Annotated in this window: 24 protein-coding genes and 1 pseudogene; 10 read left to right on the forward strand and 15 right to left on the reverse strand. The window is 64.2% G+C overall.

Going from position 1 to position 24,894, the window contains the following annotated elements:
- Window positions 1-104: 104 nt before the first annotated feature.
- Window positions 105-971, forward strand: a complete 867-nt coding sequence (locus NCR39_RS25185) for an EAL domain-containing protein (protein WP_250454920.1) — start codon at window positions 105-107, stop codon at window positions 969-971.
- A gap of 40 nt (window positions 972-1,011) precedes the next feature.
- Here the strand turns inward: NCR39_RS25185 and NCR39_RS25190 are convergent, their stop codons facing one another.
- From NCR39_RS25190 to NCR39_RS25200, 3 genes are all read right to left on the reverse strand, one after another.
- Window positions 1,012-1,308 (reverse strand): DUF4148 domain-containing protein, encoded by a 297-nt coding sequence (locus NCR39_RS25190; protein WP_250454922.1) that lies wholly within the window; start codon window positions 1,306-1,308, stop codon window positions 1,012-1,014.
- Window positions 1,309-1,381: 73 nt separating this feature from the next.
- Window positions 1,382-3,445 (reverse strand): putative bifunctional diguanylate cyclase/phosphodiesterase, encoded by a 2,064-nt coding sequence (locus NCR39_RS25195; protein ID WP_250454925.1) that lies wholly within the window; start codon window positions 3,443-3,445, stop codon window positions 1,382-1,384.
- A gap of 94 nt (window positions 3,446-3,539) precedes the next feature.
- The gene (locus tag NCR39_RS25200; RefSeq protein ID WP_250454927.1) at window positions 3,540-4,319 is read right to left on the reverse strand and encodes a DUF4410 domain-containing protein; all 780 of its coding nucleotides are present in this window, start codon (window positions 4,317-4,319) and stop codon (window positions 3,540-3,542) included.
- A 206-nt stretch (window positions 4,320-4,525) separates the two neighbouring features.
- On the opposite strand from NCR39_RS25200, the gene NCR39_RS25205 reads away from it, so the two are divergent.
- Window positions 4,526-5,314 carry an SDR family NAD(P)-dependent oxidoreductase gene (locus NCR39_RS25205; protein ID WP_250454929.1) on the forward strand — a complete coding sequence of 263 codons (789 nt, stop codon included), beginning with the start codon at window positions 4,526-4,528 and terminating at the stop codon, window positions 5,312-5,314.
- On the opposite strand, the gene NCR39_RS25210 is transcribed toward NCR39_RS25205, so the two are convergent.
- The 3 genes from NCR39_RS25210 to NCR39_RS25220 form a co-directional block, all read right to left on the reverse strand.
- Window positions 5,311-6,732: a UdgX family uracil-DNA binding protein gene (locus tag NCR39_RS25210; protein WP_250454930.1), complete on the reverse strand. Its 1,422-nt coding sequence runs from the start codon at window positions 6,730-6,732 to the stop codon at window positions 5,311-5,313. The genes NCR39_RS25205 and NCR39_RS25210 overlap by 4 nt on opposite strands.
- A gap of 7 nt (window positions 6,733-6,739) precedes the next feature.
- Entirely contained in the window at window positions 6,740-7,951 is a 1,212-nt protein-coding gene (locus NCR39_RS25215) for a putative DNA modification/repair radical SAM protein (RefSeq protein ID WP_250454932.1), read from the reverse strand.
- A gap of 63 nt (window positions 7,952-8,014) precedes the next feature.
- Window positions 8,015-8,374 (reverse strand): DUF3140 domain-containing protein, encoded by a 360-nt coding sequence (locus NCR39_RS25220; protein ID WP_250454934.1) that lies wholly within the window; start codon window positions 8,372-8,374, stop codon window positions 8,015-8,017.
- A gap of 103 nt (window positions 8,375-8,477) precedes the next feature.
- On the opposite strand from NCR39_RS25220, the gene NCR39_RS25225 reads away from it, so the two are divergent.
- Together NCR39_RS25225 and NCR39_RS25230 are read left to right on the forward strand one after the other, a co-directional pair.
- Entirely contained in the window at window positions 8,478-8,699 is a 222-nt protein-coding gene (locus NCR39_RS25225; RefSeq protein WP_250454936.1) for a hypothetical protein, read from the forward strand.
- 136 nt (window positions 8,700-8,835) lie between these two features.
- Window positions 8,836-9,132 carry a hypothetical protein gene (locus NCR39_RS25230; RefSeq protein ID WP_250454938.1) on the forward strand — a complete coding sequence of 99 codons (297 nt, stop codon included), beginning with the start codon at window positions 8,836-8,838 and terminating at the stop codon, window positions 9,130-9,132.
- A gap of 255 nt (window positions 9,133-9,387) precedes the next feature.
- Here the strand turns inward: NCR39_RS25230 and NCR39_RS25235 are convergent, their stop codons facing one another.
- The 4 genes from NCR39_RS25235 to NCR39_RS25250 all read right to left on the reverse strand — a co-directional run bounded on the left by NCR39_RS25235 (window position 9,388) and on the right by NCR39_RS25250 (window position 12,348).
- Window positions 9,388-9,795: a VOC family protein gene (locus NCR39_RS25235; RefSeq protein ID WP_250454940.1), complete on the reverse strand. Its 408-nt coding sequence runs from the start codon at window positions 9,793-9,795 to the stop codon at window positions 9,388-9,390.
- 178 nt (window positions 9,796-9,973) lie between these two features.
- A complete protein-coding gene (locus NCR39_RS25240) occupies window positions 9,974-10,573 on the reverse strand; it encodes a TetR/AcrR family transcriptional regulator (RefSeq protein ID WP_250454942.1) in 600 nt (199 codons plus the stop codon).
- Window positions 10,574-10,606: 33 nt separating this feature from the next.
- On the reverse strand, window positions 10,607-11,551 hold the full coding sequence (locus NCR39_RS25245; RefSeq protein WP_250454944.1) for an aldose 1-epimerase: 945 nt from the start codon (window positions 11,549-11,551) through the stop codon (window positions 10,607-10,609).
- Complete coding sequence (locus tag NCR39_RS25250; RefSeq protein WP_250454947.1) at window positions 11,548-12,348, reverse strand: phytanoyl-CoA dioxygenase family protein; 801 nt, start codon at window positions 12,346-12,348, stop codon at window positions 11,548-11,550. The genes NCR39_RS25245 and NCR39_RS25250 overlap by 4 nt, the downstream gene beginning before the upstream one ends.
- Before the next feature lie 223 nt (window positions 12,349-12,571).
- Between NCR39_RS25250 and NCR39_RS25255 the strand changes: the two genes are divergently transcribed.
- From NCR39_RS25255 to NCR39_RS25275, 5 genes are all read left to right on the forward strand, one after another.
- A complete protein-coding gene (locus tag NCR39_RS25255) occupies window positions 12,572-13,654 on the forward strand; it encodes a LacI family DNA-binding transcriptional regulator (RefSeq protein WP_250454949.1) in 1,083 nt (360 codons plus the stop codon).
- A 125-nt stretch (window positions 13,655-13,779) separates the two neighbouring features.
- Window positions 13,780-14,796: an ABC transporter substrate-binding protein gene (locus tag NCR39_RS25260; protein ID WP_250454951.1), complete on the forward strand. Its 1,017-nt coding sequence runs from the start codon at window positions 13,780-13,782 to the stop codon at window positions 14,794-14,796.
- A gap of 76 nt (window positions 14,797-14,872) precedes the next feature.
- Window positions 14,873-16,435, forward strand: a complete 1,563-nt coding sequence (locus NCR39_RS25265) for a sugar ABC transporter ATP-binding protein (RefSeq protein ID WP_250454953.1) — start codon at window positions 14,873-14,875, stop codon at window positions 16,433-16,435.
- Window positions 16,432-17,427: an ABC transporter permease gene (locus NCR39_RS25270; protein WP_250454955.1), complete on the forward strand. Its 996-nt coding sequence runs from the start codon at window positions 16,432-16,434 to the stop codon at window positions 17,425-17,427. The genes NCR39_RS25265 and NCR39_RS25270 overlap by 4 nt, the downstream gene beginning before the upstream one ends.
- 1 nt (window position 17,428) lies before the next feature.
- The gene (locus NCR39_RS25275; protein ID WP_250454957.1) at window positions 17,429-18,385 is read left to right on the forward strand and encodes an ABC transporter permease; all 957 of its coding nucleotides are present in this window, start codon (window positions 17,429-17,431) and stop codon (window positions 18,383-18,385) included.
- Window positions 18,386-18,451: 66 nt separating this feature from the next.
- Here NCR39_RS25275 and NCR39_RS25280 read toward each other — a convergent pair whose 3' ends face one another.
- A complete protein-coding gene (locus tag NCR39_RS25280) occupies window positions 18,452-19,843 on the reverse strand; it encodes an MFS transporter (RefSeq protein ID WP_250455176.1) in 1,392 nt (463 codons plus the stop codon).
- A 287-nt stretch (window positions 19,844-20,130) separates the two neighbouring features.
- Here NCR39_RS25280 and NCR39_RS25285 point away from each other — a divergent pair, with 287 nt between their 5' ends.
- Window positions 20,131-21,924 (forward strand): thiamine pyrophosphate-requiring protein, encoded by a 1,794-nt coding sequence (locus NCR39_RS25285; protein ID WP_250454960.1) that lies wholly within the window; start codon window positions 20,131-20,133, stop codon window positions 21,922-21,924.
- Between the two features lie 25 nt (window positions 21,925-21,949).
- On the opposite strand, the gene NCR39_RS25290 is transcribed toward NCR39_RS25285, so the two are convergent.
- From NCR39_RS25290 to NCR39_RS25305, 4 genes and pseudogenes are all read right to left on the reverse strand, one after another.
- Complete coding sequence (locus NCR39_RS25290) at window positions 21,950-22,471, reverse strand: low affinity iron permease family protein (RefSeq protein ID WP_250454962.1); 522 nt, start codon at window positions 22,469-22,471, stop codon at window positions 21,950-21,952.
- 93 nt (window positions 22,472-22,564) lie between these two features.
- Entirely contained in the window at window positions 22,565-23,536 is a 972-nt protein-coding gene (locus NCR39_RS25295) for a glycosyltransferase family protein (protein ID WP_250454964.1), read from the reverse strand.
- 150 nt (window positions 23,537-23,686) lie between these two features.
- Window positions 23,687-24,481: pseudogene (locus NCR39_RS29835) on the reverse strand (tetratricopeptide repeat protein); the annotation flags it as partial.
- An 84-nt stretch (window positions 24,482-24,565) separates the two neighbouring features.
- Window positions 24,566-24,835: a hypothetical protein gene (locus tag NCR39_RS25305; RefSeq protein ID WP_250454968.1), complete on the reverse strand. Its 270-nt coding sequence runs from the start codon at window positions 24,833-24,835 to the stop codon at window positions 24,566-24,568.
- Between the last annotated feature and the right edge of the window lie 59 nt (window positions 24,836-24,894).

Consider the following 24,894-nt stretch of genomic DNA (forward strand, 5'->3'; position numbering starts at 1 on the left):
TTCAGGGTTTTCCCGGCGCTCCGCTGTATCGCTCTACAAAACGTCTCATTCGGGCATGGCTCATGCATTTGAACGGATGGTCCATCGTTTGAGGGCGGCACAGCATGAATGCAACAACACTCCGTTCGCGCGTGATGAGCGCCGCGCCGAATGCCGGTTACGCGCTGAAGCGTCGCGTGCTTCAGGGCCTAAGAACCGATGAGTTTCGCGTCGCCTATCAGGGTATCTACCGTGTCGATACCAGCGAGCTTGCTCAGATGGAAGCGCTCATTCGCTGGCGTCATCCGGAGTTCGGAGTGCTATTGCCGGGCAGCTTTTACGAAGCGCTCGAAGACGAAGAGGTCATCGCCGAACTGACGGACTTCGTGATGAACGCGGTATCGCACGATATCGCCACGTTGCAGGCGAGCGGCGCGTGCTATCCGGTGGCGATCAATGTGCCGCCTTCGATCGCATCGTCGGAAGGCTTCAGCGAACGTCTTCAGACCGTGTGCGATGCGCATGGCGTCGCCCCCGAACTCATCGAGATAGAACTCTCCGAGAATCAGGATCTCGCGCGTTTCCCCTGCATCTCGAAGGCTGTGCAACGTTTGCGCAGCCGCGGCGTGAACGTGGCGATGGACGACTTCGGTACCGGCTTCGCGTGTCTCGCCGCATTGGGACCGATCAACTTCGGCACGGTGAAGATCGCGAAGGAACTGCTCGCTGAAGCGCCGCGTTGCCCGAACGCGTGCACCGTGTTCTCGTCCGTGCTCGCGCTGCTCGCGCGGCTCAAGGTGAAGGTCGTGGTCGAAGGTGTCGAGACGCCCGCGCAAGCGCAGTGGCTCGCGCAATGGCCGCATGTCTTCGCGCAGGGCTTCTATCTTGCGCGGCCTGTGTTCGGAATGGAGAACGTGCCGGGCGTGCGCTCGCCGATGCTGCGCAACGTCACGCCGCACAATGCAGGCGTGCGGCTGGCCGATGCCGCTTGACGATGAGTCGATGGCGGCGTGAACGCCGCCGTTACGTGAATCAGGGAGCCGATGCCGGCGCGGGTTGCCCGGCTTTTTCCGCGTTGACGCGCTTCTGCGCGTTTTGCAGGTTGCTCGGATAGTCGGTCTGTTCGCCGGACGGGTTGTAGCCGTTCTTTTCGAGGTCTTTCAACTCCGCGTTCTTCTTCGCGCGTGCGGCCTTGCGCTCGGCTTTTCTCACTTGCTTGGGCGTGGAAGCAGCGGTGTCCTGCGCTTGCGCAGGCACGGCGGGCAAGGTGACGAGCGCTGCAACGGACAAAGCGATGGCGGCCAGCGGTGCTTTGCGATAAGTCGGCATGAACGGGCTCCGGTTGTGGGGATGTTTGCGGATGCAAACAGCAACAAGCGGTCCCGAATACACTTTAGACCCCTCAAACCACCGCCCCCGTCTCCAGCAACGCCTCGAACGCCTGAGCCGAGAGCGGCTTCGCCAGCAGGAACCCCTGCATCTCATCGCACATGAGATCGCGCAGCCTGTCTTGCTGCGATTTCGTTTCGACGCCTTCCGCGACCACATCCATATCGAGCGAGTGAGCAAGCGCAATGATCGCCGATACGATCGCGCGCCCTTCCTGTCCGTTCTCATCGAGTCCGTTCGTGAAGAAGCGGTCGATCTTCAACTGCTTCGCACGAAAGCGCTGCAAATAAGCGAGACTCGAATAGCCCGTGCCGAAATCGTCGATGGCAATCTCAAAGCCATTGTCCTGAAACGCGCGAATCATTTCGATGGTGCGCGGCGCGTCCTGCATCGCCACCGTCTCGGTGATCTCGAACATGAGACGCTCGCTCGCGACATGCTCCTCGCGCAGAATGTCCATCACGCGCGCGACGAGATCCGTCTCGTTCATCTGCCGCGGCGATAGATTGATCGCCACCTTCACCGGCGGACGTCCCGCTTCGCGCCATCGCGTGATCTGCCGGCATGTCTCGCGCACGACCCAATAGCCGATCTCGACGATCTGTCCCGAGCGCTCCGCAATCGGGATGAATTCGAGCGGCGTCAACAAGCCGATCTGCGGATGATCGAGCCGTATGAGCGCCTCAGCGCCGGCAAGCTCGCCATCGCCGCGAAACTTCGGCTGAAACAACAGGAAGAAATAGCCCGCGCTCAACGCTTCATGCAACGCCTGCTGAATCTGCAGCGTGCGCACCGCCGCTTCGTTCATGCTCGCCTCGAAAAAGCGATACGTGCTGCGGCCGCCGCGCTTCGCTTCGTACATCGCGACATCCGCGTGCTTGAGCAGCGCCTCGACGCTTTCGCCATCGTCGGGGAAAAGCGCAATGCCGATACTCGGCGTCACCTGCAACGGATGCGCGCCCACGACGAGCCCTTTCTTCGTCGCATCGAGAATGCGTTCGGCGAGGCGCTCGGCATCGGAGTGCGCGTTCATGTTTTCGAGCATCACGACGAACTCGTCGCCGCCGAGCCGCGCGACGGTATCGCCGCCACGCACGCATTGCAGCAGGCGTCGCGCAAACGCTTTCAGCACTTCGTCGCCGGTCGAGTGGCCGAGCGAATCGTTGATGGTCTTGAAGCCGTCCAGGTCCATGAAGAGAATCGCGAAGCGCGTGCCGCTCTGCGTCGCGTGTCTCACCGCGCGCTCGATGCGCTCCGTCATCGTGCTGCGGTTCGGCAATTCCGTGAGCGTGTCGAACGTCGCCATGTGGACGATCTGTCCATGCAGGCGCGTGACCGATCCCGCGAGCATCGCGTTGTGCGTATCGAGACGCGACAGCACGAGCGTGATAATCAGGATTCCGAATGTAAATAGCGTGACGGTCGTGGCGAGCCAGTGCACGTCGACATCGTTGGCCGCGCCGCATATCGCGCCGAGCGGAAAGTTCGCGGCCACATTGCCCGTGTAATGCATGCCGGTGATCGCGATGCCCATCACGAACGCCGATGCAATGCGCTTCGTCGTCAGGTTCGCCTGGCTCGCATCGGACAGCGCGCGTGCGATCCACATTGCCGCGCCCGACGCCACCACCGCGATCGCCACGGAAGCGGCGAACAGCAGCGGATCGTAGACGATGGCCGGTTGCATGCGCATGGCGGCGTCGCCCATGTAGTGCATTGTCGCGATGCCCGCGCCCATCAGCACGCTGCTCGCCGCGAGCCGCGCGAACGTCAGTTGCGCGCGATTGATGACCGAGAGCGCGAAGAACGAGACGAGTATCGCGACCACGAGCGACGCCGCCGTGATGCGCAGGTCGTAGCCGAGCGGAATCGGCAGCGAGAAGGCGAGCACGCCGATGAAGTGCATCGACCAGATGCCGGTGCCCATCGACGCCGCGCCGCCCGCGAGCCACACATGGCGCATGCGCGAGGCGGAGAGCGCCGCGAGGCGGCCCGAGATGTCGAGCGCGGTGTATGAGGCGAGCGTCGCCACGACGAGCGACGCCGCGACGAGCCAGAAGTTATAGATGCCGTGCATGAGTGCCGGATTGCGAAGATGCTTGTTTGCGTTTGCGTCTTATCGGCGCGCACCCGGCATTCTTTAGGACGATCGGTCGATTTTCGCGCGCGGATCAGCCGTTCGCGGGCATCCAGCCTTGCGCCTCGCCCGTCTTGCGGATTTGGGTCGCGATCGCCTCGCCGAGACGCTTTTCATCCGACGATACCCCCGCGCGCTTCGTCTCCGATACCGCGTGCAGCCCGCCCGAAACGACGAGCGAACTCGCCGCATGCCCCACCACCGCGCCGACGCCCGCCGTCTCCGCGACGCCCGGCGCGTGGCCGCTGTCGCCGGTGGCGTCGAACTGTTCGATGAGTTGCGGCACGCCGTGCGCCGGCTTGTAGACGAGCTGCACCGTCGCGCCGACCTTGCTTTCGCCCGCGCCGAGACCGATCAGCACGCGGCGGCGGCGATTGCCCGCGTCGATCGTATTGATGCTGCCTTCCACGACGAGCACGTTCTGGTTGGCGGGCGGCGGGACGTCGGCGCGGACCGCTCGCAGGCCCATCGACTGCAGCTTCGCGACGATCTCGTTGGCCACTTCCTCGCGCGCTTCGACGGCTTCCATCGACTGTTGCTGCGCCTGCGATTCGCCGGACATCGACGCCTTCAGCTTCGACGCGATGCCGTGTTCGTCGAGCTTCACATCGCCTGCGCTGCTTTGGAACGCATACACGTAGATGACGTCGGGCCGCGCGGCGGCGGCGGTCGCGACGGCCGGCGCGGGCTGATATTCGCCCGCTTGCGCGCAGCCGGCGAACAGCGCGCTGCTCGTCATCACGCCGGCAATGGCGGCGTGGCGCGCGTGCTTGATGATGGAATCGAACGAAGGAAAGCGGATCTGGATGGACATGATGGCGGCTCGAGAGTGGGTCGGCGCGCGATGCTTTCTTTCGTTGTGTCGATCACGCAGGCGCAACTATGGACGATGCCTTCCGACGACGCCATCGAACATTTATGTCGCGAAGTTACGCGCGCAAGGAGCCCGCGTTCAAGCACGATTGCGCGCGCGTGGCTACCATTCACCGGTTGCCCAACCGCCACTCAAAGGAACCCGACATGGACCTGAAAATCGCCAACAAGCTCGCGTTCGTTTCCGGATCGACGAAGGGAATCGGTCACGCCATCGCGGTGGCGCTCGCGCGTGAAGGCGCGCGCGTGATCGTCAACGGCCGTTCGCAATCATCCGTCGATGCCGCGCTCGACAAGCTGCGCCAGCTCGTGCCGAACGCGCAGGCCGAAGGCTTCGCGGGCGACGTCTCGGACGCCGCGCAAGTCGACGCGCTCGTGCAGCGCTTTCCGGACGTCGATATTCTCGTGAACAATATGGGCATCTTCGAGCCGAAGCCCTTCGAAGAGATTTCCGACGACGACTGGCTGCGTTTCTTCAATGCCAACGTGATGTCGGGCGTGCGGCTGTCGCGCGCGTATCTGCCGAAAATGAAGGCGAAGAACTGGGGCCGCGTGGTGTTCATCAGCAGCGAAAGCGGCATCCAGATTCCCGTCGAGATGATTCACTATGGCCTGACGAAAACCGCGCAACTGTCGCTTTCGCGCGGCCTCGCGGAAACGTGCGCGGGCACCGGCGTGACGGTCAACGCGGTGCTGCCCGGGCCGACGCGCTCGGAAGGCGTCACCGAGTTCGTCGACAAACTCTCGGGCGGCAAGAGCTTCGAGGAAGTCGAGAAGTCGTTCTTCGCCGACGCGCGGCCGAGTTCGCTGCTCAAGCGCTTCATCCTGCCCGAGGAAATCGCGAACATGGTCGTGTACGTGTGCTCGGAGTTGTCGTCGGCGACGAACGGCGCGGCGTTGCGCGCGGATGGCGGCGTGGTGCGCGCGGCGTTTTAAGTCGCGCTTAGTTGATGCGCCTTCGCGAGCGCATCGGTGATATCGGCGACGGTCTTTGCGCGCGCGGTCTCGTCCATTTGCCGCAATGCATACGACGGGTGATACGTCGCGACGATCAGCTTGTCGCCGAACGGCACCACGCGCCCGACGTGCTCGCGCAAGGTCGCGCGCTTGCCGAGCAGCGCGGTGAGCGCCGTCGCGCCGAGCGTGACGATGACGCGCGCGGCGGTATCGTCCAGTTCGCGTTCGAGCCAGTACGAGCACGCTTCGACTTCCTGCTGCGCGGGCGTCTTGTGCAGACGCCGCTTGCCGCGCGGCTCCCATTTGAAATGCTTCACCGCGTTGGTCAGATACACCTGCTCGCGCGGCACGCCCGCGCGCCGCATGGCGTCGTCGAGCAATTGTCCGGCCGGGCCGACGAACGGCTCGCCCTTCAAGTCTTCCTGATCGCCGGGCTGCTCGCCGAGCAGCATGATGCGCGCATCCGACGGCCCCGCGCCGTGCACCGCTTGCGTCGCGTTGCGCCATAGATCGCAGCGGCGGCATGTATCGAGCGAGGTCGGCGCGTCGCGTTCCGGCTGCGCGGCTTCCGCCTCGACCTGCACCGTCTTGCCGCCGAGCGCGCCGACCGTTCTTGCCTGCGCGACGCGCCGTGCGCCGCCGCGCGCATCGCTCAGCATTTGCGGAATCAATGCGCCTTCGGGCAAGCCTTTCCAGAAACGCACCGGCATGTTCTGTTCGAGCGCGGATTCGTTCAGACGCGCCGGATTGAAGATGCTGCGGTAGTACGTCATCCAGAGGTCTTCGGCGGCGTCGGGCGACTCTGATGCATGAGCGGATGCATGAGCGCGCCGCCGCTCGATCTCCAGACGCTCGCCGTTCCACATGGCCGCGCCGTCGGGCGTGGTGATGAGCCACGTCGAGCGGCCCATGCGCGCCGCGAAATGCTCCGCGCCCCACGCGAGCACGTCGTGATCCGGCTCGTACCACGCGACATATTCGGGCGCCCCGAGCGACGCGTCGCGCTGACGGAATCGCACATAGGCGATCATGTCGTGCTGCGCGCGCCGCACCGCCTTCGCCATCTTGTAGAGACGCGCGCCGTCTTCATCGGCGGGAGACGCGACGGAGCGGTCGCCGTGCGTCCATCGCCACAGCACGCGGTAGAGAAAGCCCCAGCGATGCACGTCGCGAAAATGCGCGGCGTCTTTCAAGAGCGCGGCGAGGTCGCGGGAAACGCGGACTTGGGGCGCATCGGCGCGCGGCGTGGCGGCGTCGGCGTCGGCTTCGAAAAGCGCCGGCGCTTCGCTTTGCCGCGTGCGCCAGTCGATGGATTCGGGCGCGAGCCCTTGCGACAACGCATCGAGCGCGGCACGGCGCCAAGCATCGAAATCGTCGTCGATGATGATCGCGCGCATGGCGAAGCTAGAGCAGCGAAAGCTGCACGGGCTGCGTGGCCAGCGCCCGCCGCAAATTCTCCGACGACGCCTCCGAAAGCGGCGGCCGATAATCTTCGGTCACGACGAACGGCTTCACCTTGTCCATGCCGCAGCGCAGGCGCGCGAGATCGGCGTAACGCACGCGACGCGTCCGACGCAATTCGACGATGCGCTTCGCGTTGCGCATGCCGATGCCCGGCACACGCGCGATCATGCGCGCGGGCGCCGCGTTCAGATCGACGGGAAAGCGCTCGCGATGCGCCAGCGCCCACGCGAGCTTCGGGTCGACATCGAGCGGCAGATTGCCGGCATCGCCGAGCAATTCGGCCGCGTTGAAGCCGTAACCGCGCATTAGAAAGTCAGCCTGATACAGCCGATGCTCGCGCAAGAGCGGCGGCGCCTTCGACGGCACGCCGGTCGGGCTGTCGGGAATCGGGCTGAACGCGGAGTAGTACACGCGCTTCAGTTGATACGAGCCGTAGAGCGTTTCCGCCGTGCCGAGGATGGTGCGGTCGTCCGTCTCGTCCGCGCCGACGATCATCTGCGTGCTCTGCCCGGCCGGCGCGAAACGCGGCGCGCGCGGCTCCGCTTCGCTTTCTTCGCGCGCGACGCGAATGTTGCCCATCGCGAGCTTGATCGTGCGTCCGCTCTTTTCGGGCGCGAGCCGTTCGAGGCTGATTTCGGTCGGCAACTCGATGTTCACGCTCAGCCGGTCCGCGTACCGCCCCGCCTGCGCGATGAGTTCGGGATCGGCGTCGGGAATGGTCTTCAGATGGATATAACCGCGAAACTGATGCTTCTCGCGCAGCGTCTTCGCGACGAGCACGAGCTGCTCCATCGTGTAATTCGACGAGCGGATGACGCCGGAACTGAGAAACAGGCCGTCGATGTAATTACGGCGATAGAAGTCCACCGTCAGCGTGACGACTTCCTCCGGCGTGAACCGCGCGCGCGGCACGTTGCTCGACCGGCGATTGATGCAATAGCGGCAGTCGTACAGGCAAAAGTTGGTCAGCAGAATTTTCAGCAGCGACACGCAGCGGCCATCCGGCGTGAAGCTGTGGCAGATGCCTGAGCCTGTGCTCGCGCCGAGGCCGTCGATGCCGCGCGACTCGCGTTTCGGCGCGCCGCCGCTGGCGCACGAGGCGTCGTACTTCGCGGCATCCGCGAGAATTTCGAGCTTTTCGGACAGTTCCATCTTGCCTATGATACTGTATGTTTATACAGTATGGTAATCGTGTTTGCGCTTCTGCGCCGGGCTTCACTTCAGCGGATCATGTCCCCAGTTCATCAGCGAATATCGCCACTTCGTATGCTCAACATCGCCGTGCGGGCGCTGCGCGAGATGGCGTTTCACATAGCCGGTGACCTTGCGCATGTGGGCGTAGTCATCGGCTTGAAGGTCGCTTTTCTTTGCGCCCAGCAATTCGATAATCCGTCGTCCCGACTTGTGCCCGACGGACTCCGAATCGCCGTCTTTCTGGCCAACTGCGCGGGACTCTTCCGTGTCGAGCCATTTTTCCAATTGATGCGCCGTCATGTTCACGAGCGCCTTGAATTCTTCGAGCGCGGACTTGTCGTCTTCGTCCGTCGATTGTCCATGCGCATGATGGGTGGTCACGAGTTTGCTCCTTGGATCGCCATACCGCGATCGAGCAAGCATCGCTCCTGTGACATCGCCTTGCTCGGTCGAAGCTGACCACTTCACTTCCGGAGACTGCTCAATGCGTTTCGACTACAAGCACTTTCACATCGACTGCACGGCGCGCCACGACGACGACGGGCGCTTCTACGCGCATGCCCGCATCACGAGCGCGCCGAACGAATACACACCGCACGTGGAAGTTCACGATTCCGGCGACCTCGACTCGTTCGCCAACGAATGGGACGCCTTGAATTGCGCGCGTTCGTGGGCCATCGAATGGTGTGACGAGGCGCTTGCCTGACGGGTCGCTTGCTGATCGGGATGGCTGGCTTCATGCGCGCTTACATCGCGCGGCACGGGGATTGCGGTATGTAAGCCGCGACGCCGCGCCGGACATGCGAAGCGGCGCGCAATAACCACCACTCAAGGGAGGCACCATGAAGATCGCCAAGAAGAGCTTGCTGGTATCCGCGTTGGTTCTGAGTATGTCGGGCGCTGCCTTTGCGCAGGGCGCCGGCGGCGGTGCGGGCGGCGGCGGAGGCGGTGCAGGCGGCGGCACGGCCGGCGGCAACGGCGCGGGCCAGGGCGGCACCGGAATGAGCACGCCGAATGCACACGGCACGACCGGCGCGACGTCGGGCGCATCGGGCGCAAGCACGATGGACTCGTCGAGCAGCAAGAGCGGCCATTCGATGAAGAAGGGCAACTCGAATAGCGGATCGAAGACGGAGTAACCAGCGTCTCGTCGTAGCTCGTTGTGTACAGGCCGCGTTCAGTGCGCGGCCTGATCGACGCCTCCCGGCGTCGCATCCGTTCCCGCGTTGCCGGCTTCGTTCTAGCCGATCTTTCCTAACGCATCCCTACTACATAGGGATTTCGCGTCCTTTCCCCAATCCTTAACGTATGTCCGCTTCCAGCAGTCGCCGACGACCGCCGAGGAGCCGACCCCGCACGTCGCCCCTTCGACGAAAACCTTCATGGTTTTCCGCTCAGTTGTCGAACGTGCCTTGATATTCCGGCGCGGCGTCCCGGCGCGTGTTCATTTCGAACATCACGCCGCCGGGCGCGCGGCAAAAAAAGCGCGAGCCGCGTCCGTTGTTGAAGATTTCCGTCTCCATTTGAACGCCCTCCGCCTTGAAGCGCTCGTACAAGTCGCGCACGGCGTCCAGGCTCGGCAATTCGAAGCCGACGTGGAAGTTCGTCGGCCACGCGGGAACGTCGCGGCTGGCGTCGTCGATCACAACGTCGAAGCCCGGGCGCTTCAGGATGTACGACTTGTCCCAGGTGCCCGAAACGGTGAAGCCCAGATGCCGCTCGAAGAAGCGCGCGGTCGCAGCGGTATCGGCGGAAGGAAAGCTCAAGTGGTTCAGTTTCATGGTGTCGTGCGATGCGGTCATCGTCGGTCTCGATCAAACGTGGCGGCGGCCCCATGCCGCGTTCGCCAAAGACCTCAGAATATTGGCCGCGATCACCTCGAACAACTCGCATCGCGCGCGCGGGCGATGGTCCGCCAAAGCCTTTTCGCACGCGGGAGTCACGGGCATCGCGGGCATCGCGCCCGCGCGTTGCTCGCATTTACGCGCGCAGATAGCCGAAGACCGCCGCGCGCACGCGCCGCCGCAGACCGTCGATATCGCTCTCGCCGCGCTCGCCCGCAGCGTCGACCATGCCGCGAATGATCGCGAGCACATCGGCGACGGCGACATCGGGATGCGCGTGGTGCGGTATCGCGCGGTGCACGATCGTCGTGAACAGATGCTTCATGCCGGGCTTGTCCGTTTCGCCGCGCAACGCGGGCCGGCCCTCCTCGACATCGAGCAGACGCGCGAGCATCGGCCGCTGCAATTGCTGCCGCACCGATGCGCCGATCAGATAATCGAGCGCCTCTTCCCCGCTTTCCAGCGTGAGCGCGACGGCGGCATCGTCGTGAAAACGCTGCGACTCGCGATGCATGAGCGCCACCGTGAGCGCGTCCTTGCCCGGAAAATACTGATAGAGCGATCCGATGCTCACGCCCGCGCGCTCGGCCACCGCGTTTGTATTGAAGCCGGCGATGCCTTCGGTCTCCAGAATCTGCGCGGCGGCCTCGACGATCGCGGCGACCGTTTCGGCGGACCGCGGCTGCGTCGGCGTCTTGCGGGGCCGCAACTGCGTGGCAGGCGTGCGTGTATTCATCGAATGCGCGTGTCGTTCAAAGCCGCCCCCACGCTACACCGTTTGCGGCGTCAGCGTGAAACTCGCGCTCATCGACTCGCCCGGCGCGAGCACGCCGCCGCCCTTCAACGCGGGATCGACATCGAGATTGACCCAGTCCGCCACGTTGCTCACCGGCTCCACGCACAAGAGCGACGGAAACGCCGACGGCGCGTAGATCACCATGAAATCGAACGGCGCGCTCGCCTGCAGCGTGATCGAGCGATGCTCGTCCGGCCACGCGATCGATGCCGTGCGCGTCCAGCCCGTGAAGTTGTTGTCGAGATCGAACGCATCCGGCGACATGCCTTCCGGCGATGCCAGCGCATCGATGCCCGGATGCGGCCCGGCGTGCGTCGGCAGCGGATCGGGCGTCGTATGCCACATCGACGCCACGCGCGCGTGCACACGCGTGCTCGCCGTGCGCGGAAAGTACGGGTGATGTCCTATGCCGAACGGCATAGGCCGATCGGACAGATTGCGCAGCGACATCGTGACGGTCAATGATTGCGTATCGAGCGCGATATCCTGCGCCGCCTCGTACGCGAACGGCCAGTGATGCGCCGCTTCCCGCGACGGCTCGTGATGCAGCGTGAGGCGCGCATGCGCTTCGGAGAGCGAATCGACGCGCCACGGCAGCCGCCACGCGTTGCCGTGCAGCGCGTGCGGGAACGTGTTGCCGTCGCCGGAGAGATCGACGGTCGCGCCATCGAACGTGAAGCGCGCATCGCGGATGCGGTTGCAGTACGGCACGAGCGGAAAGCTCGCCATGCCGAGCGGATTGCGCGCGGCCAGCGCATCGGGCGTCGCGGGACGCAGCCAGTGACGCTCGCCGCTTTCGTGCGCGTCGAAGAAAGCCGCGATCGCCCCGCCGATATGCGGCGCGAGCAGCACACGCCGCGCGCCGTGACGCAATTCGAGGAGCGCGTCGGGCGCGCCCGCGTTCGGATCGGCGCTCAATATGCGAACTGCCGGTAGCTTTCGTCGAAGGTCCGCGCGGTGCGCTCGACCTGCGGGCTGTAGCGCAGGAGACGGCGCGCGCGCGGCGGCAGATCGGCGAGCACGGCGCGCGGCACGTCGATATGCACTTCGGGCCGGAAATACCACGCGCGGCTATAACCGATCACGACCATCGGGCGCGGTTGGTCGGTGAGATTCGGCGTGCCGCGATGCAGCCCGCGCACGTCGCGGATCATCACGTCGCCGACGCGCATCGGCACGCGCTCGGGCGGAAAGCGGCCATCGGCGAGACCGGCGAGCGCTTCTTCGCGCGACATGCGATGCGTGCCGCGCGTGGTTTCGAGCGGGCCGTTGCTGTCGTCGACATCGACGAGCGGAAAATTCACCGCAAGCTGGAACGACGGCGTTTCGGGCGCATCGTCGAAGAGCGGCGGCGTATCGCGATGCCAGTCCTGGAAGTCGGAACCGCGCACGGGCGTATCGGTGGCGAGCTGGCACATCACGGGATCGGAGCCGGCCACGCGCTCGACAATGCCGACAATGTCTTCATCGCACATGATTGCCGGATCCGCGAACTCGCCTTCGAAGGGCAAGGTCACGTAATAGCGGCCCGGTCCGCGATTGCCGTTCGCCGACGCCTCGCGCGCCGCATCGACATGCGGCTTGAACAGCGGCGCGAATGCATCGCGCCACGCTTCGAGCTTCGCGCGGTCGAAGTGATCGCGCAGTAGCACGAAGCCATCCTTCTCGAACGATCGAGCGAGCGCGTCTCTCGTGCTTTCGTCGTACCGGCCCATCGTCTCCTCCGTGTTCTTCGGTCGTCACTGAATCGAAAGCAGAATCGCATGAGCGTCGTCAGGCCGTCAATATTATTAGTAATAAGCCGGGAAAACCCGGTGCGGATTCACCATTTGGCTAGTGCTCGCCCGCGTTGTTCATCGCTAATATTAGTGGTAAGTTTCATTCGCTCATGACCCCTGCCTTCGCGCAATGAAGAAATCCACGCCACGCCGCCCGACGATGACCGACATCGCGAAGCTCACCGGAGTCTCGCAATCGACGGTATCGCTCGTGCTGAACAACGCCAGCGGCGCGAAGTTTTCGGACGCCACGCGCGACAAGGTGCTGAAGGCCGCGCAGGAACTCGGCTATCGCATGACGCCGCGCGAATCCGCGAGCCTCGATCCGCTCGACGCGCTCGGCACACTCGACACGCAGAACGAGCGCAATCTCATCGTCTATCTCGCCGACGAAATCTCGACGAGCCCGCATCCGGTGGTCAGCATCGACGGCGCGCGCGAGACCGCGTTCGCGCACGGACGCATGCTCGCCGTGTATTCGACGCACGGCAACGCGGAGATCGAAGCGCGCGTGCTGGATGCGACGCTTCGCAATCGCGACGTCTGCGGCGTGATCTACGCGACGGTCTACACGCGCCGCGTCACGCTGCCCGCCGCGCTCGCGAAGGTGCCGACCGTGCTGCTCAACTGCTATTCGAGCGAGGCGAAAGTGTCGTCGGTGGTGCCGGCGGAGGTCGCGGGCGGCCACACGGCGACCGACTATCTGCTGGCGGCGGGGCATCGGCGGATCGGGTACATCAACGGCGAGCCGTGGCAGGACGCGGCGCGCGAGCGGCTGAAGGGTTATCGCACCGCGCTTGCCACAGCCGACTTGCCGTTCGCGCCGGAACTCGTGCGCGAGGGCGACTGGAGTTCGGGCACGGGCTTCGAGCAGACGCTTTCGCTGATGCGCGAAGCGAATCCGCCGACCGCGATCTTCTGCGCGAACGACCTGATGGCGCTCGGCGCAATCGAGGCGTTGAAGCAGCTCGGCCTGCGCGTTCCCGACGATGTCTCCGTCGTCGGCTATGACGATCAGGAAATCGCGCGGCACACGCATCCGCCGCTGTCCACCGTCGTGCTTCCTAATTACGACCTGGGCCGCTGGGCCGTCGAAACGCTCTTGCAGGAGGAACACAATCGCGCGGCCGGCGCGCCGGTGCGACATCGCACGGTGAAACTCGACGGTCCGCTGATCGAGCGCGGATCGGTCAGAGTCATCAATGAAGTCAGGCAACTCGCCATTAATAATATTAGCGATTGACGGTCGATAAAAAAGCGCCGTCCATCGATAGAACGCAGCAACAGCAGCCACTCTCGCAGCAGATCGACCGGGCAACAACAAGCATCGGCATCACCACAAGAGAATCATCCTTATCGGAGGAAGACATGCTGTCGCTCAAGAACCATTCGCGCTCGGGCTTGCGCCCGCTTTCCGCCGCGCTCGCCGCCGTGACCGCGCTGACGCTTTCCGCAAGTTTCACGGCCGCGCACGCCGCCGACGACGCCCTGCCCAAGATCCCCAACAAGAAGCCGCTCAAGGTCGGCTTCGCGCAGACCGAGAGCAACAACCCGTGGCGGCTCGCGGAGACCAAGAGCTTCAAGGACATCGCCGCGAAGTGCGGCTGGCAGATGGTCATGACCGACGCCAACAGTTCCGCCGCGAAACAGGTGTCGGACATCCAGAGCATGATCGCGCAGCGCGTGGACTTGCTCGTGTTCCCGCCGCGCGAAGAGAAGCCGCTCGCGCCGGTCGTCATGCAGGCGAAGAAGGCGGGCATTCCGGTGATTCTCGTCGATCGCAACATCGATCAGTCGATGGCGAAGGCGGGCCGCGACTACATCACGTTCATCGGCTCGGACTTCATCGATCAGGGACACCGCGCTGCCGACTGGCTCGTGAAGGCGACCAACGGCAAGGCGACGATCATCGAACTCGAAGGCTCGACGGGCGCGTCCGCCGCGAACGACCGCAAGAAGGGCTTCGACGAAGTCATCGCGAAGAATCCGGGCATGAAGATCGTGGCGTCGCAAAGCGGCGACTTCGCGCGCGACAAGGGCCGTCAGGTCATGGAAACGCTGTTGCAGGCGCATCCCGACGTGACCGCCGTCTATGCGCACAACGACGAAATGGCGCTCGGCGCGATCGCCGCGATCAAGGCGGCGGGCAAGCAGCCGGGCAAGGACATTCAGATCGTGACCATCGACGGCACCAAGGGCGGCCTCGAAGCGATCAAGGCGGGCGAACTCGGCGCGAGCGTGCAGTCGAGTCCGTTCTTCGGGCCGCTCGCGTGCGATGTCGCGCAGAAGTACGCGAAGGGCGAGACCATTCCGCCGTGGGTGAAAGTCTCCGACCGCTTCTACGACAAGAGCAACGTCGATCAGAGCATGCAGTACGGGTATTGAACCGTTTGAAGCGAGGTGTGTGTCTTGCGGGCGCCGTTCGCCGGCGCTCGCTTTTTCATTCCGATGGACAAGCCGCATGGCCCAGACTCCCCTACTCGACATGCAGGACATCGACATCGCGTTCGGCGGCGTCGCGGCGTTGAAGCGCGCGCGTCTCACCGTGGCCGCGGGCGAAGTGCATGCGCTCATCGGCCAGAACGGCGCGGGCAAGTCGACGCTCATCAAGATTCTCACGGGCGCGTATCGCAAGAGTGGCGGCGCGATTCGTTTCGACGGACGCGAAGTCGATTTCCGCACGCCGAAGGAAGCGCGCGAATCCGGCATCAGCACGATCTATCAGGAGATCAACCTCGTGCCGTTCCGCTCGGTCGCGGAGAACATCTTTCTCGGGCGCGAGCCGCGCCGGTTCGGTCTCATCGACTGGAAGACGGTGCAGCGCCGCGCGAGCGAACTGCTCGAATCGTTCGGATTACGAATCGATGTGAAGAAACCCGTGCGCGACTATTCCACCGCGATTCAACAGATGGTGGCGCTCGCGCGCGCGGTGTCGTCGGAGGCGAAGATGGTCATCATGGACGAATCGACGTCCTCGCTCGACGAACGCGAAGTGGAGCTGCTCTTCACCGTCGTGCGCCGCTTGCGTGACGATGGCCGCGCGGTCATCTTCGTGTCGCATCGGCTCGACGAACTCTATGCGCTGTGCGACCGCGTGACCGTCATGCGCGACGGACAGACCGTCGCCGAAAGCACGATGCAGGAGATGGACAAGCTCAAGCTCGTCACGACGATGCTCGGCCGCACGCTCGCCGCCGTCGTTCACGAAGACAGCGCGGTGAAGGAAGCGAATCTCGCGAAGCGCGGCGCGGTGGCGTTGAGCGCGCAATCGCTCGCGGCGGGCGCGAAGGTCGCGAACGTCTCGCTCGATGTCCACGCGGGCGAAGCCGTCGGCCTCGCGGGACTGCTCGGCTCCGGCCGCACGGAAACCATGCGGCTTCTCTTCGGCGCGGACCGTCCGTCGCAAGGCACGCTCGCGGTCGGCAGCGATAGCGTCGCGTTCAGGTCGCCGAAAGATGCGATCGCGCGCGGCATCGCGTATCTCACGGAAGACCGCAAGGCGGAAGGCATCGTGCCGGAGCTTTCCGTGCGCGACAACCTCACGCTCGTGTGCCTGCCTGCGTTGACGAAACGCGGCATCGTGGATGTCGCGAAGCAGCGCGAGATCGTCGATCGCTTCATCGCGTCGCTCGGCATCAAGTTGCGTTCGCCGGATCAGCCGGTGCGCGAGTTGTCGGGCGGCAATCAGCAGAAGGTGCTGCTCGCGCGCTGGCTCGCGACGAACCCGCGCCTTCTTTTGCTCGATGAACCCACGCGCGGCATCGATGTGGGTGCGAAAGCCGATGTCGCAAAGATCGTGCGCGAGTTGCGCGATGCGGGCATGGCGGTGCTGCTCTCGGCATCCGAACTCGAAGAACTGACCGCCGTGGCCGATCGCGCGGTCGTCATCCGCGATGGCGAAACGGTCGCGCAACTGGACGGCGCGCAGATGAACGAGGCGTCGATCATGGATGCGATCGCGTATGGCTCGGGCGAGGAATCGACGCTGGCGCAAGCGAGCGCCGCGCAAGGAAACGAAACATGATCGACAAGACGCAACCGGCCGCGCCGCTCACAGCCGACGCACAGGCCGCGCCCGCGAAGAAGAAGCGCGGCATCGCGATACAGCGCGAGATCGCCGTGCTCGTCGCGATGATCGTCTTCAATCTCATCTTCACGGACCACTTCCTGTCGCTGCAGACGTTCAACGTGAATCTCACGCAAGTGGTGACGATCGTGATCGTCGGCATCGGCATGACGCTCGTCGTGGCGACGGGCGGCATCGACCTGTCCGTGGGCGCATCGATGGCGATTGCAGGCGCGCTCGCGCCGATGCTCTTCATGAACATCGACGGGCCGCTGGGCTTGCTGCTCGCGTTCACGCTGCCCGTGCTCGCGGCAGCGGCGTGCGGCGTGTTCAACGGCTTGCTCGTGACGAGGCTTCATGTGCAGCCTATCGTCGCGACGCTCGTGCTGTTCATCGCGGGACGCGGCATCGCGCAGGTCGTCACCGACGGCAGCCTGCAGGCGTTCAACAATCCCGCGTTCCAGTGGATCGCGCTCGGCAAGGTCGCGGGCGTGCCGTTTCAAATCCTGCTGATGCTCGCGCTTGTCGCGATCTTCACGTGGATCGTGCGCAAGACGCTCTTCGGCAAGTACCTGCTCGTCACCGGCGGCAACGAGGACGCCGCGTATCTGTGCGGCATTCCGACCGCGCGCGTGAAAATGATCGCGTACACGCTGTGCGCCGCGCTCGCGGGACTCGCGGGTTTGATATCGATATCGGTGAATTCGTCGTCGGATGCGAACGTGGTCGGCCTCGGTGTCGAACTCGATGCGATCGCGGCGGTCGCCGTCGGCGGCACCGCGCTCACAGGCGGCAAGGCCTACATCACGGGCACGCTGATCGGCGCGCTCATCATCCAGCTATTGCGTTACACACTGCTCGCGCACGGCATTCCCGATGCCGCCGCGCTCGTGCTCAAGGCCGCGATCATCATCGCCGCCGTGTACGTGCAACGTCGCCGGGGCTCATGACATGAAGAAGAACCTTCCCATTCTCATCGCGCTCGCGGCGTTGCTGGTGCTGGGCGTCGTGCGCTACGAGCACTTCGCGTCGGCATACAACGTCACCTCCTTCTGGCGATACAACTCGATGTTCGCGCTGATCTCCATCGGCATGGCGTTCGTCATCATCACGGGCGGCATCGATCTGTCGGTGGGCGCGGTGGCGGCGCTCGCGAGCGTGGTATCGGCGCTGGCGAGTTCGCACGGCGCGGTGGCGGGCGTGCTCGCGGGATCGTGCGCGGGGCTGGCTGTCGGCGTGCTGAACGGCATGGTCATCACGCACATGCGCATTCTGCCGTTCATCGTCACGCTCGCGACGAGTCTCGGCGCGCATGGTCTCGCGCTCCTGCTCGGCCATAACGACGCCGTCGCGATCTCTTACGACACGAACTTCGCCGCGTTCGGCCAGGGCGATTTTCTCGGCTTGCCGATACCGGGCATCGTATCGCTCGTGGCGGCGGTCGCGGGGTGGATCGCGTTGCGCAGTTCGCGCTTCGGACGGCATGCGCTGGCTATCGGCGGGAGCGAGGAAGCATCGCGGCTGATGGGCTTGAACGTAGACCGCACGCTCGTCGCGGTGTATGCGGTGAGCGGACTGCTGGCGGGCATCGCCGGCGCGATTCTCGCGGCGCAATTCGGCGCGGGACAGCCGAACGAAGGCGTCGGCTGGGAGCTGTTCGCGATCTCGGCGGTCGTGCTCGGCGGCACGCGCCTGACGGGCGGCGAAGGCTCCATCGCGATGACCATCGCGGGCGTCGCGCTCCTCGGGCTCGTGTTCAATCTGCTGAACTTCGAAAACGGGCTCGGGTATATCAGCCTGTCGGCGTATTGGCAGTCGGTGATTCGCGGCTTGTTCCTGCTGCTCGTGATCGTGTTGCAGGCGCGCGTGCTGAAGCGAAGCGCCGCGCCCGCGAAGGTCGCGCATTGAGCATGCTTCAATGAAAATGGCCCGGCGCGTTCTGCCGGGCCATCACCGTTTCATGCGTGATTGCGTTCAGGCGTGATAGCGATCCGCATCGGCCCAGGCATCCGCTGTCGAATCCACGCGCTTTGCCTTCTCCGCTTCGCCCGGAATCTCGCGGCCGCGCAGCGAACATCCCGCCGTCTCGGTGACGAACAGCAGCGCGAACGCGCCGACCGCGCACGCCGCCATCATGTAATACGCCGGGACGAGCGTGCTGCCCGTGCGCCCGATGAGCCAGTCCGTGACCATCGGCGCGGTGCCGCCGAAGATCGACGTCGATACGTTGTACGCGATCGCCATGCCCGCATAGCGCGCTTGCGTCGGGAACATGGCGGGGAACATCGCGGAGATGCTCGCGAGTTGCGGCACGTAGAGCACGCCCAGCACCGCGAGGCCGATGAGCGCGCCCGCAATGCCATGCGACATCAGCGAGAACATCGGCACGGCGGCCACGAAGATGCCGGCGAGCGACAGCCACCACACCTTCTTGCGCCCGATGCGATCCGACAGCGCGCCCGCGAACGGCAGCAACACTATCATCGACAACATGCCGATAAGCGGCAGCAGAAGCGAGAGGTTGTCGCTCATGCCGAGTTCCTTCTTCATGAAAGTCGGCATGTAGGCGAGCAGCACGTAATTCACGACATTGAGCGCCACCACGAGGCCACCCAGCAGAACGAGCGGCTTCCAGAAGCGCGTGAACAGTTCGCGCAGCGGCACGCCCGCCTGCTCTTCGCGTTGCGCTGCGGCGGCGGCTTCGCGGAACACGGGCGTGTCTTCCATCTTCGAGCGCAGATAGAGGCCGATCAAACCGAGCGGCGCGGCGACGAGAAACGGCAGACGCCAGCCCCATGCGTGCATCGCGTCGTTGCCGAGCAAGACCGAGCAGCCGAGCATCAGGAACGCGCCGAGCGAGAAGCCCGCGAGCGTGCCGAATTCGAGGAAGCTGCCGCAGAAGCCGCGCCGATGGTCCGGCGCGTATTCGGCCATGAAGGTCGCCGCGCCGCCGTATTCGCCGCCTGTCGAGAAGCCCTGAATCATGCGCAGCGCGATGAGCGATACCGGCGCCCACATGCCGATGCTCGCATACGACGGCAACACGCCGACGAGCAGCGTCGCCACCGACATGATGATGATCGTCAGCGCGAGCACATGCTTGCGGCCGAGACGGTCGCCGAGCGGTCCCCAGAAGAGGCCGCCCAACGGACGCACGAGAAACGAAATCGCGAAGGTGGCGAGCGCGAAGAGCGTCGCTTGCGCGGTGCTGCCGGGAAAGAGCGCGGCGGAGATATACGTCAGGCCATAACTGTAGATGCCGTAGTCGAACCATTCGGTCGCGTTGCCTATCGCCGATGCCGCCATCGCACGGCGAAGCGGGCCGCGTCCCGTTCGTGTCGTGTCGTGCGTCGTGTCCTGCTTCATGGATGCCTGCACATAACTCATGTTCGTGGTCCGGATGCGTCAGTGAATCGGCGTCGAAGCGAAGCGTTTTGCTTCGTGCGTGCATGTCGCGCCGTCTTGAGTCCACCATACAGAAGCCAATTGTCCGCACGCATGTCCTAGGACGATCGAAACATCCGGGATTGCCCCATGTTTTCGATGTTCTTACGCGACCGTTACATCGCCGCGATCGCATCGATACGGCATGTGCATTGCTCACTGGCTCTGGTTCCCGCATCCCTTTCCGAACGCATCACGGAGGCCTCATCATGAGCATCACCGTCGGCGATTTTCTGATCGACCGCCTGCACGCCTGGGGCGTGCGCCGCATCTATGGCTATCCCGGCGATGGCATCAACGGCGTGTTCGGCGCGCTCAATCGCGCGAAGGGCAAGATCGAATTCATTCAGGCGCGGCACGAGGAAATGGCCGCGTTCATGGCCTCGGCGCACGCGAAGTTCACCGGCGAACTGGGCGTGTGCATCGCCACTTCGGGACCGGGCGCCGCGCATCTCATCACCGGTCTCTACGATGCGCGGCTCGATCACATGCCCGTGCTCGCCATCGCGGGACAGCAGGCGCGTGCCGCGCTCGGCGGGCACTATCAGCAGGAAGTCGATTTGCAGTCGATGTTCAAGGACGTCGCCGGCGCTTTCGTGGAACAGGCGAGCGTGCCGGCGCAGGTTCGGCATCTCGTCGATCGCGCCATCCGCACGGCGATCGGCGAACGCAAGGTCGCGGCGCTCGTGTTTCCCAATGACTTGCAGGAACTCAAGTACGAGCCGCCGCCGCGCAAGCATGGCACCTTGCATTCCGGTGTCGGTTATCGCGAGCCGAAAGTCGTGCCTTATGCCGATGATCTTCAACGCGCCGCCGATGTGCTCAACGCGGGCAAGAAGGTTGCGATTCTCGTCGGCGCCGGCGCGTTGCAGGCAACCGATGAAGTGATCGCCGTGGCCGACAAGCTCGGCGCGGGTGTCGCGAAGGCGCTGCTCGGCAAGGCCGCGTTGCCCGACGATCTGCCCTATGTAACGGGGTCCATCGGCCTGCTCGGCACCGAGCCGAGCTACAAGCTGATGACCGAATGCGACACGCTGCTGATGATCGGCTCGGGCTTCCCCTACTCCGAGTTTCTGCCGAAGGAAGGACAGGCGCGCGGCGTGCAGATCGATATCAAGCCGGACATGCTGTCCATCCGCTATCCGATGGAAGTGAATCTCGTCGGCGACAGCGCCGAGACTTTGCGCGCGCTGCTGCCGCTGCTGCAACAGAAGACCGATCACGCATGGCGCAAGGACATCGAAGGCTGGATGGGCGACTGGTGGAAGAAGCTCGAAAAGCGGGCGCTGGAGCCTGCGCAAAGCGGCGTGAATCCGCAGCGCACGGTATGGGAACTGTCGCCGCGCGTGCCGTCGAATGCCATCGTCACGAGCGATTCAGGATCGTGCGCCAACTGGTATGCGCGCGATCTGAAGGTGAAACGCGGCATGATGTGCTCTTTATCGGGCGGCCTTGCGTCGATGGGCGCAGCCGTACCGTATGCGATTGCAGCGAAGTTCGCGCATCCCGAGCGGCCCGTGATCGCGCTCGTCGGCGATGGCGCGATGCAGATGAACAACATGGCCGAACTCATCACCGTCGCGAAGTACTGGAAGCAATGGTCCGATCCGCGATGGATCTGCATGGTGCTCAACAACGAAGACCTGAATCAGGTCACGTGGGAGCAGCGCGTGATGAACGGCGATCCGAAGTTCGAGGCATCGCAGGAGATTCCGTCGGTGCCGTATCACCGGTTCGCGGAGATGATCGGCTTGCGCGGCTTCTATGTCGACGATGCCGAGTGTATGGCCGCCGTATGGGACGAAGCGCTGGCGTCGGATCGGCCCGTGGTGATCGAAGTGAAAGCCGATCCTAACGTGCCGCCGCTGCCGCCGCACATCACGCTGCAACAGGCGAAGGCGTTCGCGACGACGCTGTTCGAGGGCGATCCGAATCAGCGCAACGTCATTATCGATACGGCGAAGCAGGTCATCGGCGCGGTGCTGCCGGGCCACAAGGACTGATGCGGCTTCGCGGCGGCAAGGACGCTCAACGCGCGTCCTTGTCGCCCGCGCCTTCGACTTCGACTTCGACTTCACATGCAGGCGATTGCGCCGCGCCGCCGCGCGTTCTGGCGTCCGAGGCGAGCCGCAGATACGCGGCGGCGAGCCTGCGCAGCTCTTCCTCGCTCGCATCCTCGATGCCGATGAGTTGGTTGCTCGCCGTGCGGTGCGTCGCGAGCAACTCGTTCAGCTTCAGATGCAGCGCGACGCTGTCCTTGTTCTGGCTTTGCTGGATCAGAAACACCATGAGAAAGGTGATGATCGTCGTGCCCGTGTTGATGACGAGCTGCCAGCCATCGGAATAATGAAAGATCGGGCCGGTGGCGACCCATAACACGATGCTCGTGACCGCGAGGCCGAAGGCGAACGGCGAGCCGGCCCAGCGCGTGACGAGGCTCGCGAAGCTGTCGAACGCGCGCATCACGGGATTCGCCTTCGCGTAGGCGGGGCTGCTCGTGTCGGGAATCGTGTCGAGCTGATCGGTCGATGTGCGGTGCGGCTTAGGCATGAATTTTCTCCCTGCGATTACCTGTTCATGCACGAGCAAGAAGCAAGCCTTACATATAGCTTTTGTCCATGCCGCTGACTGAGACTCGCTTCGTCACGCGCCTCGCCTCAAGTGCTCCAGACGCTTCACGACACGGCCGATCACTTCGTCCCAATCGCCTTCTGTCTTCTGCGTGAACAGGCGCGCCGACGGATACCACGGCGAGTCCTCTCGATCGAGCAGCCAGCGCCAGTCGCCGGCGAGACGGTTCAGAATCCAGACCGGCTTGCCGAGCGCGCCCGCAAGGTGAGCGACGGAGGTATCCACCGAAATCACGAGATCGAGTTTGTCGACGATGCATGCCGTATCGGCGAAGTCGCGGATGTGCGGCGTCATGTCGATCGGACGCAGATCGGAAGGCAGCTCGTCAAGCTGGGCGCACGGTTCGCCCAGTTGCAGACTGACGAAGGCGATATCCGGCATACGCAGCAAGGGCAGCAGCTTGTTGAGGTGGAGCGAGCGCTTCCGGTCGTCGCCGAACGCGATGAAGGCATCGGTCACACGACCGAGCCTGCTCGACCCGGCCCAGACAAGGCCCACCTTCAGCTTTTGGCCCGGCAAGGCCGCCTTCAATCGACGCGACCATGCATCGACGCGGCGGCGAGGCAACGCGATGTACGGAACCCGCGCGGGAATCTGCGCGAGCGACAAGCCGAGAATGGCGGGCACGCTCATCAGGCCGCACCAGCGGTCGTATTCGGCGACATCCAGCGGCGCTCTGCGATCGACGGCCGCATCGACACCTTCGACGCCTTCGACCAATGCCAGGAGCTCGGGCGCGCAAACGACCGTCACCCGCGACGCGCCGAGGCGCTTGAGCAGCGGGGCGAAGCGGACGAACTGGATCGTGTCGCCGAACCCTTGTTCGGCGGCGAGCAGGATCGATTTTCCCTGCAACGGCTCGCCGTTCCACTTCACGATGGACAACTTCGGCGCGCCATCCCATTTGACGCCCCACGCCGCGGCTTCCGTCGAATCCATCTGACGGAATTCGTGCAGCGGCCACGCCTCTTCATATCGTCCCATCTGAAGCAGCCACAGCCCGAAGGAGTGCTTGTGAAACGCATCGACCGCTCCCGGCGCGCGGGCACAGCTCGCCGGGAGCCCGACGATGTTCTGCAAAGCGTCATTCAGCGCGCCTTCCGCCTCATGGGCGCGGCCCTGCCGGAGCAGCGCTTCGATCAGTCCACGGCTCGGCGAGACAGCACCGGGACGCAACGCGAGCGCGGACCTGAACTGGGTCTCGGCTTCCGTCAGGTCGGCGCGCCGCAGGGCGACGTGACCCAGTCCGCCACGCGCGTCAGCCGACTGCGGAGCCAACGCGAGCGCCCGTTTGTACGAAGCGTCGGCTTCGTCCAGACGCATCCCCGCGAACTGCACGTCGCCCATGACCACGTGTGTATCGACATCATTCGGCGCCAGGTCGATCGCGCGGCGGCATGCAGCTTCCGCTTCCGCCCAGCGCCCGCGAATACGCAGCCAGCGTCCGAGCGACAGGTGCGCCAGTGCGAAACCGGGATCGTCGGCAATCGCGCCGGCGAACGCGTCGCCGGCTTCATCCATGCGGCCCTGCGCCTGAAGCGCCAAGCCGAGCAGATGTTTGGCCAGCGCAAAATCCGGACGCAGCGCCAGCGCCGCGTTCAGCGTGGTTTCGCACCCGCCGAAAAGCCGCTGATCGAAAAGAAGCAGCGAGAGATTCAGATGAATGTCCGCCGAATCGGGCTGGAACGTCAGCGCATGCCGAAGCAGTCGTTCGGCTTCGGCGGGACGGCCGAGCTGGCGAAGGACGAGCGCCAGATTGTTATTTTTTGCAACGGAATTCGGATTATCAGCCAATTCGCGGCGCAGCATGGTTTCCGTTTCAGCGAGGCGCTCGCGATTAAGACTCGTCTCTTCATTCATGAGTTGATTCTCGTGCTGGGGATAAACGTTATTCGAACGGCTTTGTCGATATAGACCGCGCGCGGCCATGCGAACCGATAAAGGAATTGAAGAAAGCACCACGACGCGCGAAACGCGGACGCATCGTCCGGTCGCGGTGAATGGTCTTATTGATTAACAGAGTGATTTAATCCATACCGCCGAATCCGGTTTCGCACTATTCCTAAATGCAAGGCGAACGATAACGGATGCATTCGAGTATAGTGTAAAAAACCATTTCAAAAGATCGAGGTGCGATTGCGTGAAATGCCGATTATCGGCATTGGCGCTATTTGCGTTCAGCGCCTCCGCCAAATGCGTGTCAGCCGCGCGGTCACGATGCTTGCTATGGACTGGCGCGCGCTCCGGAACGAGCACGGCGGCCCGGCTGTCCGCAGATTCCATGCGAAAATTCCGAAGCTTTTTCCCAGTAGAAACGTGACCCTGCGGTGTGGATGGCCGCA

It is taken from the genome of Caballeronia sp. ATUFL_M2_KS44, assembly GCF_023630965.1.
Taxonomy (GTDB): domain Bacteria; phylum Pseudomonadota; class Gammaproteobacteria; order Burkholderiales; family Burkholderiaceae; genus Caballeronia; species Caballeronia concitans.